Here is a 16,366-nt window from a genome sequence, read left to right on the forward strand (position 1 = left end):
TCTTGTTGGCAGTTGGCCTATCCCATGTCCAGATGCTCGCGCAAGGTCGTGCCGGTGTAGGCATCTCGGAACATCCCCCGCTCCGCCAGCATCGGCACTACCTCCTCCAGGAACAGGTCCAGTGACGACAGCGAGCCTCCGGGCAGCGCGATCAGGCCGTCCAGCGCGCCTGCTTCGCGACGCGCGACGATCGCCTCCAGCGCATCTTCCGGCGTCCCCGCCACGACCCAGTGGCCCGAGCCGACCACCTCCGGACGCGACAGCAATGCCCGCACCGTCGGCTGCTCGCGCCGCACGAGCGCCCGCAGCTGCTCGGCATGCGTACGGCTCCATACGGGCCGCGCCGCAGACGGATCGTCCAGCATCGCCTCGGTGACCGGCCGATCCGGCGGAGTCTCGCGCAGATCGATGCCGAGCAGCCTCTCGACCGACGCATATCTGCGCTCCTCGTCCAGATGGACATGCGCCTCCCGGTGCAGCTCCATCGCCTCGGCGCGGGTGCGCGCCAAGAAAAAATAAAGTCCCGGCAGCACACGCACCTCATCGGGTCGACGACCGGCATCAGCTGCTCGCTGTCGCAGATCGCGCCTAAGCTCGATGCCGGCTGCAGAGTCTGGACTGGCTGCGAACACCGCATCCGCTGTCGCTGCCGCGAATGCGCGGCCTGCCGGAGAGGCTCCGGCCTGTAGCAGCGGCGGACCTCCTGCGGGGTGAGACGGGACATTAAGCGGTCCGCGTACATGATAGTGCTCTCCCCGATAGTCGATCGGATGCACGCCGGAGCTGTCGCCGAAGCGTCCGGACGCCCGATCGAGCCGCAGTGTCTCATGCGGATAGCTGTCCCACAGCCTGCGCACCACCTCGACGAACTCGGCCGCCCCCGCATAGCGAGCCTCTGAGGGAGGCAGCGGCCTGTCGCCGAAGTTGGCGGCGCCGTCCATCGACGTGACGATGTTCAAGCCGGCGCGACCGTTGCTCGCCCAATGGAGGGACTGGAGCTGCCGCGCGACCAGATAAGGAGCGTTGAAGCTGGTGGAGGCGGTCGTGATCAGACCGATCCGCTGAGTTTCCCTGGCGATGGTCGCCATCAACACGGTCGGATCGAGACTGCCAAACCCTGCCGATTGATCAAGCGCTTCGATATTCAGATGCAACGCGTCAGGCTTGAAGACAAAGTCAAGCTTGGCGCGCTCGGCCTTCACAGCCAGGTCCGCATACAGATCGCTGCTGTAAAGCTCTTCGACTCTACTCTCAGGCCTGCGCCAATTGTCGCCTTTCAGCCAGGTGGAGGACAGGGACAACCCGATACACAGCTTTCTTGCTTCGATCACCTTAATCTACCTTTCCCAAGTTGCACGATAAGTCAATGTTATCGACAATGATTATTATTATCAATAACAGTGTAACAGGAACGGCGCCGCAACGAAATGCACAAATCTCCAAACGGGCATGGACAATTGTCTATCGTTCTCTGTACGAGGTAGGCGCCGAGCCGTATTTGCGCTTGAAGGCGCGACTGAAATACAGCGGGTTGGCGTAGCCTACGCTCGCCGCGACATCCCGGATCGCATAGTGCCCGGACATCAGCAGCTCCCTGGCTCGCTCCAGCCGATAATGGATGACGTAATCGATCGGACGGTAGCCTGTACGTTTGTGAAAATAATAGGAGAACTGCCTGGCCGACATATCGCATCGTAAGGCCAAGCCCTCCAGCGTCAGCGCATCCATGTAATGACTATGCACGTAATCGATGACCGCGTCGATGCCTTCATGCGGACTCTGTTGACTCTGCTGCCGCAATACGCAGGCTGTCAACGCCTGTTCCATCAGCGTCAGGAAGATTGCTTTGGCGCGCAGCGCACGCAGGCGATCCGTCCGTCGGACCGCCTGATGCAGCAAGCTTAGCTTCTCGACAATCTCGGGCAACTCGCCCGGCTCCAGCACGAATACCTCGTCCTGTGTCCAAGCGTCCCCTCCGCTGCATAACAGCGGCTTGTACATGACCGTGTAATATTCCAGCTCTGAGGTCCCTTCCACGATCGAATCGATATGTGTCCCGGGAGGGACATGAAGAATAGAGCCGGGCTGCAGACGATAAACCTCGCGATTCAAGGTCATCCGCGCCCGGCCCCGCACAACGAACAAATACCCGTGCAATGCCGTCCTGTATTGGAGGAGCTGGCTGTCCGGCTGGATCACCAGCCGATGAACGGTCGCAATCTCATAGGCTTGATAAGCCAAGCTGTCGGCAACCCGTTGAAGGTCAACCCCCATACCTCTCCCTGCTTTCCCAAAAAAAATCGTCTCCGAACGCCTCTACAGCCGCTCCAGCAGCCGATGCACCCGCTCGACGGGGATCGCCAGACCGATCGTCTTGGTCTGCTCTCCGTCACGCATCTCCGTCGTCGCGAAGACGACGGCCATCACGCTCCCGCTCTCGTCGAGCACCGGACTGCCGCTGTTGCCCTTGAAGACCGGCACATCGAGCGCCAGCACCGGGCGCGTCCAGCCGTTCAGCTGCATCTCTCCGATCACCGTCCCCTGGCCGACGATCTCGCTGAAGTTGAGCGGATTGCCGATAATCGTCACCGGCATCGCCTCCTGCCACTCTCCCTCGCTCAGCGGCAGCGTCGGCAGATCGTCCGGGTAGTCGCCGCTTAGCTTGAGGATCGCAAGATCCGACGAGGCATCGGAAGCGACGATGGTCGCCGAGTAGGTCTGGCTCATCGAGAGGAACTGTACGTTCTGCAGCATCCGACCCTCGACGACATGATGATTGGTGACGATGTAGCCCTCCGGGATGTAGAAACCCGTGCCCTTGCCGCGATCCGTGCTGATGAGGACGACCGCTTCCTTGTAGGCCTGGATCTGCTCATCCTTGGACAACTCTCGCGAGGTGAACAGGAAGGGCAATGTCTCCATATTGTAGATCCTCGGCCAGAAGGCGACGATGTTGGCGACCAGCGCCAACGCCAGCAAGCTGAGGATGATCCGCTTGAAGCGTCTGCCGCGACGCTTCTGCTCCTCGGCCAGTTCCCCGTCATCCTCATCCGCCTCTTCCCAGAATGCCTCCGACTCCGGGTCGAGCGATGCCTCCCGGCGGTCCCGCCCCTCCGAAGGGGCCGTCGTCTCCGCAGTCCTCGGCCGCAGCTGCACCACCTTGCCGCCTGCAGACTCGCCGCGTCCACTGTCCGCTCGCGCCGTTCGGGCCGACTCGCCCGCTTGCCGCTCGGGCTCGCCCGACTGACGATCGGCAGGGAGACGCCGGATCATCGGCACCACCTTGGCCGAGCGCGTCCCCGCCTGGGCGCCTCGCTCAGGCGCATCCGTTGCGCCAGTCGGGCTCGGCGTTGCCGCATCGGCCCATCTGCGAGCCGGCGCGTCTCCCTTTTCAGCGGAGGGAGCGTCTGCCGATGGCTCGCCTTTGTCCGCCTCGCCTCCGGCGCTCGGTCCTTCGCCGGGCGACTCACCGCGCTCTTGGTCCGAGTCGGCAGCATCGCCAGCGGCAGAAGCTGCCGTCTCCTCCTCTGCGCCCCGCTCCTTGTCGTCATCCTTCAAGCTGATTCACCTCCTCCTTCCCGAGGGTGCTCGCTGCGCTAACCGGTTACTGCCGGCTGTACAGGCAACAGTCCGGCGTACTCGAGTCCGCGGCGGATACCGGCCTCATCGACATGCGCGGTCACATAGTCCGCATACGGCAGCAGCTCCGGATGCGAGTTGCCCATCGCGATGCCGAGCCCGACGAAGTCCAGCATTTCCTTGTCGTTGAGATTATCGCCGAAGGCTACGGCATCGGCTGCCGTCAGCCCCAGCTTCTCCAGCAGCGCGGCGATGCCGAGCGCCTTGGACCCACTCTCGGGCAGCACATCCATCGCATGCTCATGCCAACGGATCAGCTTCAGCTCGCCGAGTCGACCTTGGTACAGATGCTCGTCGCCGCTCTCGCAGAGCAGGAATACCTGGTATACGTGCTCCTTTTCCCAGAAGTCCGGATCGTAGCCGGGCTGCGCAACCTTCAGCGAATCCACTGCACGCGTGACGAACGGATGATCCTGATGGGTCGCATAGTACCCGTGCTCCCCCTGGAACACGAGACTATGCCCGTGCTCGCGAGCCATGCGGACGAGCGCCTCTACGCTCGCCTTGGCGATCTCGCGCTTTAGCAGCGGCTCCCCCTTGTAGACCACATATGCGCCATTGAGGCAAATATACGACTCGATGTTCAACTCCTCGAGCAGCGGCTGGATGAAGTAAGGCGCGCGTCCTGTCGCGATGACCGGCTCGACGCCAGTCGCCTTCAGCTCCGCGACCGCGCGTTTGGCGTCCTCGGGCACGACCTTGTCCTCATTGACCAAGGTTCCGTCGATATCGAAAAATACAATCTTGTAGCTCATGCTGCAGTCCACTCCTGTCTCTATGCGCCGTCACGCTTGCTGCGTGCGACGTTCATATCTATCAGTATAATGAATCGGCGCTGGAAAGAAAACCGCATCCTGCCCGCGCAAAGCAAAAGTCGCTCCTCCAATCATCCTAAAGATGACCGGGGAGCGACCCTGTAATGCCGGACGGGCTTGCCGTCAAGTGAGATCGTCGTAGCGATTTTCCTTGGCCCTCCATGCGGAGAAAGCAAGCGAAAAACCGATCAACTGATAACAGACAAGCCAGATCAAGCTGCGATTCAGAAAATCAGGCCAGGTAAAAAGCGCGGATTTGAACTCGGACAGACGAATCTCCAGCAGGCTCACGCCAAACCAGATCGCGAAGAGCAGCAGACCGCCCACAACGCCCCGCAGGACGATATATCTGCCTTTGCCCCGCTCGCGAATAGAGCTCCATCTGGCGACGAAGCGCTCTTCCTTGGGACTTCTGTCGGCTGTAGCAGCAACCATCGTAACCCCTCCTTACCTCAATGCCGCTAAGCGTGCCATATCAATCCATTATAGCACAGCTTACATGTCGGGTTAAGGAACGAAAGCATCATCCTGCTAGGCTGGCTGTCAGATCGCGATCATCTCGATGTCGCCAGTGTACCCTTCAGGCAGCTTCACCTCGATACGGACATCCTTCGGATGCTTGACCTTGATCCGCAGCTCGTCCCCGGCTTCGCCCGTCAGCTTCCAATCGACCTCGATGCGTCCGCGGCCCGGCAGCGGCACCGATCCCCTCGCCCAGGCAAGCCCGCATGGCTGCGGCGCTACAAGCGCGCTCTGCCAGCCCGGCGCGGTCCGCTGCACGCCCAGCACCTGCGTGCCGAGGAAGTACGCCGGCGCAGCCGACCAGGCATGGCAGTGACTGCGCGTCAGCATGTCGGGATTGGCGCGATTCTCGCGGAAGCTTGGGTACATCTCCCAGCAGGTCGTCGCGTCGTAACGTACCATCTCGCCGAAGTTCGCCCGGATATCGTCGAGGATGCGCGCCGTCTGGCCGCCAGCAGCCAGCGTCTCGTAATAGAAGAAGGACATGAACGGCGATCCGATCTGCACGAACTCGCGCGGCGGCGTCAGCATGTAGCCCGACAGCCGCTCTCTGCGCTCGCCCTGGGCGACGCCGGTCAGATGCGCCACGACCTGCGTCTGCATGCTGTAGATGTCGGAGCGGCGACCGCCGGTATGGATGCAGTCGAGATACGCCTCTTTTTCCTCGTCCCACAGATGCGCGTTGATCGCGTCCGAGAGCGTATCTGCCGCTGTCTGCCACCGCTTCGCAGCCTCGCCCTCGCCGGACAGCTCCGCCAGCTCGGCGGCGACGCGCAGCGTCTTGGCCAGGAACATATTCTGATGCGTGACGACACCCTCGCCCGGCTGATCCATCGGCGACCAGTCCAGCAGATTCCAGCCCTTGATGTCGAGCAGACCGTCGGCGTTCAGATAGTGCATATAATGCTCCAGCGTATAGGCGATATGCGGATACATCTCGACCGCAAAGTCCAGATCGGCCGTCTGGTCATAGTACTCCTGACAAGCGATCGCCCAGAAGAACGTCCAGTTCGGGATGACGCTGCTCCAGCCGCTCGGCACCTGATCCGCATAGAGCGGCGTCTGGCCGCGCGAGCCCGGCACGAGACGCAGACAACGCTTGATAATATCGGTGACGCCGAATACATAGTTGCTGACGAGCGCCTCGTTGCGGCTGTCGCCGACCCAGAACACCTGCTCATAGGCCGGGCAGTCGACGAACGTATCCTCCATGCACAGACGCGTCGTATGGCGGCTGATCTCCCAGATCTCGCTGAGGAGCGCGTCGGAGCATTGGAATCTGCCGACCTCGGCGACCGGGTAGTTGCTCTGGATCACCTGCATGCCGTAGACGCGGACCGGCGCCGATGCCTCGCGCACCGTCATCATCACGTAGCGGAAGCCGCGGCGGATCGGCGACTCGTAGCGCTGCCTGCCCCCCTTGCACACATACCGGATCGTATTGTCGAGGCCGTACGTATCCTGCCGGTACTCGCCCATCTGGTACTCGTAGCCGTACAGATCGATGACCGTGCCTGCGGCCGCCTCGAGCTCGAAGGCCAGATAACCGGACCATTCCTTGCCAAAATCGATGACGATCTCCGTATCCCAGCCTTCGTATTGCGGCAGCTCGCCAGGCAGCGCGTGCGGCATTACCAGCTGCTGCAGCTGCTCCGGCACCGGATGCGGCTGCTCCGCTCCCCGATAGATCGACAGGCTGAGCACATCCGCCTCGCTGACGAACAACGGATCGATCGGGCGCACACGCGAGCCGAGCGCAGCCAGATCCTCCGGCTTCGCGACCTGGCGGATCACCTCAGTATAGGCCGGGTCCTCGAAGTCCAGATGCTGCTGGGGCTGATGGTCGATATGGACCGTCGTCGAGAACGGACCGATCGCCGTAAGCGGCGCCTCTGTCGAGCCGTCGAGCGGGCTGCGGATCTCCAGCTCGACTGCGCAGTCGATGCCCAGATGCAGCTTGCCCACATGCGAGCCGCCCGAGGTGTCGATCAACAGCAGATTGTCTCCGGCCTGCAGCGCGACCTCTACCCGCTTCTCCGGCTCCGTCCCGTAATAGGCAGACGCCTCGATAAGCTGACCGTTGATCGAGCAAGCGCGGAACATCTCTTGGGCATGGGTGAACACGAGCGTCGCCTGGGCAGCCTGCGAGGCGTGCAGCACCGTCGCCACATAGCCGGTGTGGCCGGTAGGATTGGCATGATGGATGCTCTCGGGGTCCATGAGCGTGCGCATATCCACCGTCGTCGACCAGCTCAGCGAGCGCACCTGCTTGAGCGACTCCACCCGCACCGGCCAGATCGTCTCCTCCGTCAGCGGCGGGATATCGCGAGGCTGCAGACGCGGCCATGGCTCCATGCCCGCCGGCCCTAACGCGCGCGCCTGCTCCCATGCGTCATCTGCATAGGCAGGCTGCTTCCACGCATCGTCCCAGACGGACGCATCGACGTACTCGGCGAAGCCCTGCTGGCAGGACATCCGCTGCGAGCGACGATGGTAGCCGAGATGGCGCGAGGTCCGCCACGAGGCGTCGGTTGCGAGCAGCGTCTGCCGGCCGCCGTCCCCGTCCAGCAGATCGAGCTGCGCCAGCAGCCCGGCCCGACCAAGCAAGTAATAGAAGTTCGTGATACCGTAATGATTGACGAATACGGCGACGGTCGCCGGCTTGCCCGGCTCCAGCAGATGGCCGATACGATGAGTATCATAGGCCAGCTCCTCTGGCCACGAGCGGACGGGCCCTCTGCCGACTGGGACGCCGTTCACCGTCAGTTGATACCTTGCATCCGCCGTGATCGTCAGCTCCGCATCCTGCCAGCCCGTTTCCGGCACGTCGACTACCCTGCGGAAGCACCGCCACTCGTTGCGCGGGCTTTCTTCTTCGCCGCCCCAGATCCACTGGGCCTGCCACTGCATTTCCATTCATTCTCCACTCCCTTGATTAATTGAGGCACACCTTGCTTCCCTTCATTGTAAACGGGTTCAATCGAAAGAAGATAGGTCAAACCTGGCGAATACATAGGGGAAACACGACATATGAATAAAGAGATGCGGACAAACCTGTTTTTTTCACGTCTGACGGTTGGACGCGGCGGCTTGCGAATGCTAAGCTATAGATACAGGAAGTGGCACACACGAACTTTTCATTGGAGGGGGAATATCGGTTGTTCAAACGAATTATGCTGTTCATCCTGACCAACGTCCTGGTCATCACTACCATTTCCATTATTTTCTCGATCTTCGGTATCCAGGGGTACATCCGCGAGGAAGGCGGCATCGACTTTACAGCGCTGCTCATCTTCAGCGCGATTATCGGCTTCACCGGAGCCTTGATCTCGCTTGCTATGTCCCGCTGGATGGCCAAAAAGGCAATGAACGTCCAGGTGCTTAATCCGGACGGACCGCTCAACGATTACGAGCGTCGGATCGTCGAGACTGTCCATCGCATCAGCCGCACGGCCGGACTGACGGATATGCCCGAGGTCGGTATCTATCACTCGCCTGAGGTCAATGCCTTCGCCACCGGCCCGACCAAAAAACGCTCGCTCGTCGCCTTGTCCACCGGTTTGCTTGAGCAGATGGACGATGCGGCCGTCGAAGGCGTAATCGCCCATGAGATCGCCCACATCGCCAACGGCGATATGGTGACGATGACCCTGCTGCAAGGCGTGATCAATACCTTCGTCGTCTTCCTGTCGCGTATCGCTGCATATATTGTCTCCAACCTCGTGAAAAGTGATAGCATGCGTCATATCGTACATTTCGCCTGCATCATCGTCTTCCAGATCGTCTTCTCGATCCTCGGCAGTCTGGTCGTTATGGCCTTCTCCCGTTACCGCGAGTACCATGCCGACGCTGGCGCGGCCGCTTATGCCGGCAAGGACAAGATGATCCACGCGCTCCAGTCGCTGAAGCGGACGATCAATCAGGTCGACACGAGCCAGACCTCGCTCAACACGATGAAGATCAGCACTACGCCCAAAGCGATGAAGCTGTTCTCCTCGCACCCGGATCTCGACGACCGCATCAACAGACTTAGCCAATCCTGAGCAACGCCTGCCATTATGTCATTTTAGCCTTTGAGAGCCCTCGCTCTTGAAGGCTTTTTTTGTTGTCTGGTCCCGCCGTCGACAGTCCTGCGTTCACACTTCCGACACATATTAGTTGGATGAACATCACAGGAAACGTCACTTTTTTGATTTTCTGGTTCAAAAGTATTAGTCTTAAAGATGTACATACTATCGAATCATGTCGAAAGGCGGGAGCGCTCATGCTAAAACTCACTATACGAAAAAAACTGATGTGGATGTCCATCTTGCTGCTAACTGTACCTATCATCGTCATGGGGCTTGTCGGGTACCAAACGGCTCGCCAGGAGACGGACAAACTGATCGAAAACGGACTCCGAACCAATGTTAATATGGCGATCGAGACGATGGTCGCGTTGGACCGCTCGGTCCAGAGCGGAACGCTCACCCTTGAGGCAGCTCAGGAAACCTTCCGCATCATGCTGCTCGGACCGCTGCAGGGCGACGGCACTCGTCCGATTAACAAGGCATTGGACTTAGGCCCGAACGGCTACTTTTTCGCTCTGGACGCCCAGGGCAAGATGCTCGCTCATCCTAACATCGAAGGCCAAAATGCGCTCGAGAATCAGGCGGGCAGCAGCGACAACTACATACAGAGGATTATCGATACAGGAATCGATGGCGGAGGCATTCTCTACTATAAGGCTGCACTGCCGAACTCGGACAAAATGGCGCTAAAGGTCGCTTATGCACAAGAGGCACCGGTATGGGGCTGGATCATCTCCGCCAGCTCCTATATGGACGACTTTACGAGTGGGCAGGAACGCATCCTCGAGCAGATGCTGCTGACGCTGGCCCTCTGCGTCGTCGCCGGTCTGGTCACGGTCTATCTGTTCTCTCGACATATCGCCAGACCGATCGTCGCGATGTCCCGTCGAGCCGAGCAGATGGCGGACGGCGACCTCTCCGGCGAGGAGCTCAGCGCCGAGCGCAAGGATGAGCTCGGCGTGTTGGCCCGTTCGTTTAACCATCTGCTGCGCAATCTGAGAGACCTCGCGGGCAATCAGATGCTGAGCGCCGGCTCGCTCTCGGCCTCATCGCGCAGCCTCTCCGGCATCATCGGCGAGACGACGGCCGCGATCCAGCAGACCTCGCAGGCGGTGGCCGAGGTATCCGCCAACGCCGAGACCCAGGCCAGCAGCATCGAGGAGAGCTCGCGAGCGATGGAAGAGATGGCGGGCGGCATCCAGCGAATCGCCAGCACCTCCTCGCAGGCTTACGAATCCTCGACGGACACGCTCGAGCAGGCCGAGCGAGGCGCTCAGCTGATCCGCAGGTCCGAGGAACAGATGAGCTCGGTCAGCCGCACCGTCGATGAGCTCGATGGGATCGTCAATCAGCTCGGCGAACGGTCCGTCTCGATCAGCCGGATCGTCGAAGCAATCACCGGCATCGCCAGCCAGACCAACCTGCTCGCGCTTAATGCCGCGATCGAGGCTTCCAGAGCCGGCGAGCATGGCCGAGGCTTCGCCGTCGTCGCCTCCGAGATCCGCAAGCTCGCTGAGCAATCGGCCCAACAGTCCGGGCAGATCGCCGATCTGCTGGAGAGTATCACCCAGGATATCAACCGCGCCGTCGTCTCGATGGGCCTGAGCAAGGAGGAGGTCGCCTCCGGCTCGGCCTCGATTCACGAGACGGGCGAAGCGTTCGGCCGCATCCTGGAGGCGACGCGCAGCGTCGCTCACCAGGTCGAGGAAGCCTCTGCGGCGGCGGAGCAGATGTCGGCCAGCTCCCAGCAGATCGCGGCTTCGCTGCAGGAGATGGAGCGACTCGCCTCTCACACCTCTGGCGCCGCCCAATCGGTGTCAGCCTCCAGCGAGGAGCAGTTGGCCGTCATGGAGGATATCGCAGCGGCGGCAGCCAGACTTGACGAGATGGCTGCCGCGATGAAGGAGACGGCTGGCAAGTTTAAGATGTAGACAGGTCAGGTTCAGGGCAGCTTTCGTTCATCACACGATGGACGCTGGCTGCCCTTTCCTGTCGCTCCTCGTTTTGACAATCTGCCAACGTCCATGTTATATTGTATTTAGCTAATTAGCTAAATACAGAAATTAATTATTTTAGGCGGGGTTGCTGATGTCTATTAACAAAGCATTTAAAGCTTTAGCCGATCCGACAAGGCGGAAAATATTGGACCTGTTAAAGAAACAGGACTTAACCGCCGGCGAAATCGCCGATCATTTCGACATGAGCAAGCCGAGTATTTCACGCCATCTCAATATCTTAAAGGAAGCTGAGCTGGTATGGGATGAACGAAAAGCAAATTTTATCATTTATTCGCTGAACACCACTGTTTTTCAGGACGTACTGCAATGGATCCTTAACTTTCAATCCGAAAAGGAGAAGTGATACGTATGGAGAACGCCAGACAGCAACAGGCATGGAGCGGACTATGGATTCCGTTCGCTTTAATTCTGATTACGATCGGGATGAGCTTTTGGGCCTATCCTGCATTGCCTGAACGGTTGGACACGTTTAGCGATGTAGATTGGATGACGCAGAAAACCGTTGTCGCCGCCTTTATTCCGCTCGTCATGCTCTTTATTTTTGCCATGTTCCGATTGGCTTCATTCGTTGGGCGCAATTATTTTGATATGCAGCGGATAAAAAGACTTTTCGATTGGTGGCTTATTTTTTTACTGGGCTTCCTGTTGGTTATCCATGCGTTCATGCTGGAGCTGCCTTCGAATGGGAACCTGTCGTTGAGCGACCAGGATACAGTTGTTAAGCTTGTCGCGCTGATGTTTGCGATTTATTTGATGCTCGTCGGAAATTACTTTCCGCGCCTGCAACGCAGTATGCTTCAGAAAAAATCTGCTCCCGACCAGGATAAGCCCTGGGCTGTAGTTGTAACGGTACTCAAAATGAAGCTTCTTGGCTTGAATTTTTTGGGAGAGCTTTATCTTTTAGGCTTGGGCTCTCGCAAAGACGACCCTCGTCTGCAACAGCAGATCGGTTCCTTTGCATCCCGCAGCCTCATGCTCGGCGGCATTCTTGTTGGACTTTCTGTCCTCCTCCCGGGCATTTATCCCATCTTCGGATTGATAGCAGTCATGGCCGCTATCGGGGCAACCACTTTCCTCTTCATGACTCGTCTAAAGAAAAATCGCTAAAATTTTTTTCGCATTTTTTTGCTCCCATCTATTGACCCTCGACATCAACCGCATTTATAAGGCCCGCGCACCCTGGGCCGTTTTTTTTATTGCTTGAATTCCCCCCAATTCGGTGAAAGATACGTAGAGGACGTCACAGAGCATACAACCTAAACCGTCTGAGCGCCGTCTTATTCAGTGAGAGAGGAAGTGTTCCCCCATGCGCAAGCAAACGAGAATCTGGTGCGCGCTGCTGATTGTTTTGGTCGCGCTGGCTGCTTCCGGATGTGCCGTCAGCGGGCCGGACAAGGGGTATTCCAGCGGCGTCGGTGACGCAACGTCGACCCCGGACATCGGTCACGGGACTGCTGCGGCCAGCGAATCCAATGACGACGAGCCGACCACCAGTAACGAACCGGCCTCCGAGTCAGCTGCGGCGTCTGAGAACGATGCCATCCACGGACCGGTAACGGCTCTGCGGCTCGCCGATGACAAGATCGGCTGGATCGGCGGCGAGGGCTGGATCGCACGAACCGACGACGGCGGCGCGACATGGCGCACCCAGTTGGAGACGCGCTTTGCAGTTGATCAACTGTTCGCGCTGAACGAACGGGAAGTGTGGGCGTCGTTGCGCACCGGCGACGATCAACCGCTCAAGCTGATGCACAGTACAGACGGCGGCAAGAGCTGGACGGAGACAGGCACGGTGCCGTTTTCTGAATTTTTCCACTTCGTGTCGGCCAAGGAAGGCTTCAGCGACAATGCGCATACTGTGGACGGCGGCAAAACGTGGACGATGTTCCCGGTGCCCAAATCGACGGTTGGCGCCCCTTACTTCCATGACAAGAATCATGGCTGGGCGGTAACGGCCGAACACGAGGGCAGCTTTGATATCATCCGTACGACCGATGGCGGTCAATCGTGGCATGTCGTCATGTCCCGCGACTCCGATGCGCCGCTGAACGGCGCATTGATCCGCTCAGCCGGCAAGGACGATGCCTGGGTGCAACTGATCGGCGACAGCGGCATGACGCAAACCTCCTACTCGCTGTTCCATCTCGGCCAGGACGGCAAATGGCTGCCGGTGCTCGCCCACGACGGAGCAGGATCCGGTCCTGCCCCAGGTTATGCGATCGGCGACAAGCCGGACGTACCTAAAGGCAGCGGCACCTCACCGGGCGCGCTCTATGTCGTCGATCCGCAGACGGCCTGGATGGGCGGCCAGTGCCTGGCTTGCGACGACGCCAATTCGGTCGGCAAGACGACCGACGGCGGCGCGACCTGGACCGAACTGGACGACGCATGGCCAGGCTATGGCACGCAGCTGATCGCTGCGGCGGATGCCGACCATGTATGGCTGTTGACCAATGACGCCGATGCGCCTGCCCGCCTCTATACGTCCGATGACGGCGGGGCAAGCTGGAAGAATGTCTACACCTTCGAAGCGAACCGTCAGTCCGAATGAACCTACAAACGAAAGGATGATTTCCCCATGATGAAACACGTACCTTTCAAAAAACGCAACAAAAAAACTCCGGTGATTGCCCTGGCTACTGCCATAGCGCTCTCCGTTCCCTTAGTGGCTGCGCCAATCCCTCAGGCTGCTGCTCAAGAGACGACGCAGCACCGTGTCATCACGCAGGCTTATACGGTCGACGGCACACATGTCGAGCTGCCGACGATCAATGTCGACGGCTCAACCTACATCGGTCTGCGCTCGCTCAATAACCAGCTCGGCCTGACGACCAACTGGAGTCCGACCACACGTGTAGTTACCGTAGAGGGCAACAAGCGTACGATGACCGTCGAGCTCTCGGACACCTACGCGACGACCTACACGCTGAACGGTCAGACGATGTACGGCGAACCTCCCATCATCCAGGACGGCACGACTTATATGCCGGTGCGCTTCCTGCTCGAACGGATGGGCTACGGCATCGGATATGACGCTCCTAGCCGTACCGTCAGCATCACCAAGATCGTCGAGAACGACCTGACGATCGAGACCGCCAAGATCGAGTCCGCCGAGGGCGAGCCGTCTCTGCTCGTACACTATCCGCAGATCTCCGGTTATGCCAACGCCGAGGCGCAAGCGCGCATCAACGACTTCCTGAAGCAGCAAGCCGAGGAGCGGGCCGAAGCCGGTGCCGGCGATCTCGCGACTGCCGAAGCGGACAATGCCCAGCTCGAGGCGGAGAGCCCCGACCTGAGCGTACCCGCCTCGACATTTGACGGGACGTACCTCATCACCTATAACGAGCAAGACAAGCTTAGCCTTTATGTGGACTATTATCTGTATACCGGCGGCGCGCATGGCATCACAGACCGCGTCGCATACACCTTCGATCTGACGACCGGCGAACAGCTGACGCTGCAGCAGGCCGCCGAGGGCAACGCCAACTATGTCGACATTATCAACGACGCGATCGAGCGTCAGCTTGCTGCAGGCGCGTATACGTTCATGGAGCCATTCACCTCGATCGATCCTGCTGAGCAGCGCTTTTTCTTGAAGCATGACGCACTTGTCGTCTACTTCGGCGTCTACGATTACACCGCCTACGCCGAGGGCATCCCGCAGTTCCCGGTGCCGTTCACGGCGTTCAAGTAGTTGTTTGAGGGTAGTTTTATTTTATAACCATTGGCCCCGTCATTTATTGGATGGGGCTCTTTATTTATAATAATTATAATTTAGTATTGATTTTCAATTAGGCTTCGTTTATAGTAAATAGCAGACAAACGAATCTGTAGCGAGGTGGACAACAATGAGCGAAAAGAACAAACTAACGACAAGCTGGGGCGCCCCGGTTGGCGACAACCAGCACTCGATGACGGCCGGACGGCGCGGGCCGACACTGATCCAGGACGTGCATCTGCTCGAGAAGCTGGCCCACTTCAACCGCGAACGTGTGCCTGAGCGGGTCGTCCATGCCAAGGGCGCAGGCGCGCACGGCTACTTCGAGGTTACGCAGGACCTGAGCCGCTATACGAAAGCCGACTTCCTCTCCGAGATCGGCAAGCGAACGCCGATGTTTATCCGCTTCTCCACGGTGGCAGGCGAGCTTGGCTCGTCGGATACCGTCCGCGACCCGCGCGGCTTCGCCGTCAAGTTCTATACCAACGAGGGCAATTATGACCTGGTCGGCAACAATACGCCCGTCTTCTTCATCCGCGATGCTATCAAATTCCCGGACTTCATCCATACGCAGAAGCGTCATCCCCAGACCCATCTGAAAAATCCGAACGCCGTCTGGGACTTCTGGTCGCTCTCTCCCGAATCGCTGCACCAAGTGACCATCCTCATGTCTGACCGCGGCATCCCGGCGACGCTGCGCCATATGCATGGCTTCGGCAGCCACACGTTCAAGTGGGTCAATGCCGAAGGTCAAGCCGTCTGGGTCAAGTATCACTTCAAAACTGAGCAGGGCATCCGCAACCTCGACGTCGAGCTGGCGGCCAAGCTGGCCGGCGAGCAGCCGGACTATCACATCGAGGATCTGTTCAAAGCGATCGACACCGGCGACTTCCCCGCCTGGAAGCTCTATGTGCAGATTATGCCGGAGGCCGATGCCGATACGTATCGCTTCGACCCGTTCGACGTGACCAAGGTCTGGTCCCAGAAGGACTATCCGCTCATCGAGCTTGGCCGGATGGTGCTGAACCGCAATCCGGACAACTACTTTGCCGAGGTCGAGCAGGCAACCTTCTCGCCTGGCTCGTTCGTGCCAGGTATCGAAGCGTCGCCGGACAAGATGCTGCAGGGTCGGCTGTTCGCTTACTCCGACGCCCATCGCTACCGGGTAGGCGCCAATCACAATACGTTGCCGATCAATCGGCCGCAGTCGCCGGTGCATCATTACCAGCGCGACGGGCAGATGCGGTCCGATGGCAATGGCGGCGGCTCGGTCTACTATGAACCCAACAGCTACGGCGGACCGCAGGAATCGCCAGCCGACCGTACCACACCGTATGCGGTTGACGGCGTCGCAGATAGCGTCGCCTATGACGCTGACGACCATTACACGCAAGCCGGCGATCTGTATCGGCTGATGAGCGCCGAGGAACGCCAGCGTCTCGTCCGCAACATCGTCGGGGCGATGGCTCCGGTCGAGCGCGAGGAGATCAAGCTGCGGCAGATCGCACACTTCTACAAGGCCGATCCCGAGTACGGCAGACTGGTCGCCGAAGGTCTGGGCCTCGAGGCACCGACCGCCTAAGC

At 59.5% G+C, this 16,366-nt stretch carries 13 protein-coding genes; 7 read left to right on the forward strand and 6 right to left on the reverse strand.

Features of this window, described 5'->3' with window-relative positions:
• Nucleotides 1-17: 17 nt before the first annotated feature.
• The 6 genes from PA598K_RS20655 to PA598K_RS20680 form a co-directional block, all read right to left on the reverse strand.
• Nucleotides 18-1,331, reverse strand: a complete 1,314-nt coding sequence (locus PA598K_RS20655; RefSeq protein WP_128658782.1) for an NtaA/DmoA family FMN-dependent monooxygenase — start codon at nt 1,329-1,331, stop codon at nt 18-20.
• A 130-nt stretch (nt 1,332-1,461) separates the two neighbouring features.
• Nucleotides 1,462-2,274, reverse strand: coding sequence for an AraC family transcriptional regulator (locus PA598K_RS20660; protein WP_128658783.1), 813 nt, complete (start codon nt 2,272-2,274; stop codon nt 1,462-1,464).
• A 42-nt stretch (nt 2,275-2,316) separates the two neighbouring features.
• Nucleotides 2,317-3,558 carry a S1 family peptidase gene (locus PA598K_RS20665; RefSeq protein WP_128658784.1) on the reverse strand — a complete coding sequence of 414 codons (1,242 nt, stop codon included), beginning with the start codon at nt 3,556-3,558 and terminating at the stop codon, nt 2,317-2,319.
• A 38-nt stretch (nt 3,559-3,596) separates the two neighbouring features.
• Nucleotides 3,597-4,394, reverse strand: coding sequence for a Cof-type HAD-IIB family hydrolase (locus PA598K_RS20670; RefSeq protein ID WP_128658785.1), 798 nt, complete (start codon nt 4,392-4,394; stop codon nt 3,597-3,599).
• A gap of 183 nt (nt 4,395-4,577) precedes the next feature.
• A complete protein-coding gene (locus PA598K_RS20675; protein ID WP_128658786.1) occupies nt 4,578-4,889 on the reverse strand; it encodes a hypothetical protein in 312 nt (103 codons plus the stop codon).
• A gap of 108 nt (nt 4,890-4,997) precedes the next feature.
• Nucleotides 4,998-7,892: a family 78 glycoside hydrolase catalytic domain gene (locus PA598K_RS20680; RefSeq protein WP_128658787.1), complete on the reverse strand. Its 2,895-nt coding sequence runs from the start codon at nt 7,890-7,892 to the stop codon at nt 4,998-5,000.
• Nucleotides 7,893-8,134: 242 nt separating this feature from the next.
• Here PA598K_RS20680 and htpX point away from each other — a divergent pair, with 242 nt between their 5' ends.
• The 7 genes from htpX to katA all read left to right on the forward strand — a co-directional run bounded on the left by htpX (nt 8,135) and on the right by katA (nt 16,364).
• Nucleotides 8,135-9,019: a protease HtpX gene (gene htpX / locus PA598K_RS20685; protein WP_128658788.1), complete on the forward strand. Its 885-nt coding sequence runs from the start codon at nt 8,135-8,137 to the stop codon at nt 9,017-9,019.
• Between the two features lie 221 nt (nt 9,020-9,240).
• Nucleotides 9,241-10,977 (forward strand): methyl-accepting chemotaxis protein, encoded by a 1,737-nt coding sequence (locus tag PA598K_RS20690; protein WP_185602133.1) that lies wholly within the window; start codon nt 9,241-9,243, stop codon nt 10,975-10,977.
• Nucleotides 10,978-11,140: 163 nt separating this feature from the next.
• The gene (locus PA598K_RS20695) at nt 11,141-11,407 is read left to right on the forward strand and encodes an autorepressor SdpR family transcription factor (RefSeq protein WP_128658816.1); all 267 of its coding nucleotides are present in this window, start codon (nt 11,141-11,143) and stop codon (nt 11,405-11,407) included.
• A gap of 5 nt (nt 11,408-11,412) precedes the next feature.
• On the forward strand, nt 11,413-12,171 hold the full coding sequence (locus PA598K_RS20700; RefSeq protein ID WP_128658790.1) for a hypothetical protein: 759 nt from the start codon (nt 11,413-11,415) through the stop codon (nt 12,169-12,171).
• A gap of 199 nt (nt 12,172-12,370) precedes the next feature.
• Nucleotides 12,371-13,615, forward strand: a complete 1,245-nt coding sequence (locus PA598K_RS20705; protein WP_128658791.1) for a WD40/YVTN/BNR-like repeat-containing protein — start codon at nt 12,371-12,373, stop codon at nt 13,613-13,615.
• Between the two features lie 27 nt (nt 13,616-13,642).
• Nucleotides 13,643-14,758, forward strand: a complete 1,116-nt coding sequence (locus PA598K_RS20710; protein WP_128658792.1) for a stalk domain-containing protein — start codon at nt 13,643-13,645, stop codon at nt 14,756-14,758.
• Between the two features lie 154 nt (nt 14,759-14,912).
• Nucleotides 14,913-16,364 (forward strand): catalase KatA, encoded by a 1,452-nt coding sequence (gene katA, locus PA598K_RS20715; RefSeq protein ID WP_128658793.1) that lies wholly within the window; start codon nt 14,913-14,915, stop codon nt 16,362-16,364.
• The last annotated feature ends 2 nt before the right edge of the window (nt 16,365-16,366 follow it).

The sequence above is a fragment of the Paenibacillus sp. 598K genome (assembly GCF_003851045.1).
Lineage (GTDB): Bacteria > Bacillota > Bacilli > Paenibacillales > Paenibacillaceae > Paenibacillus_D.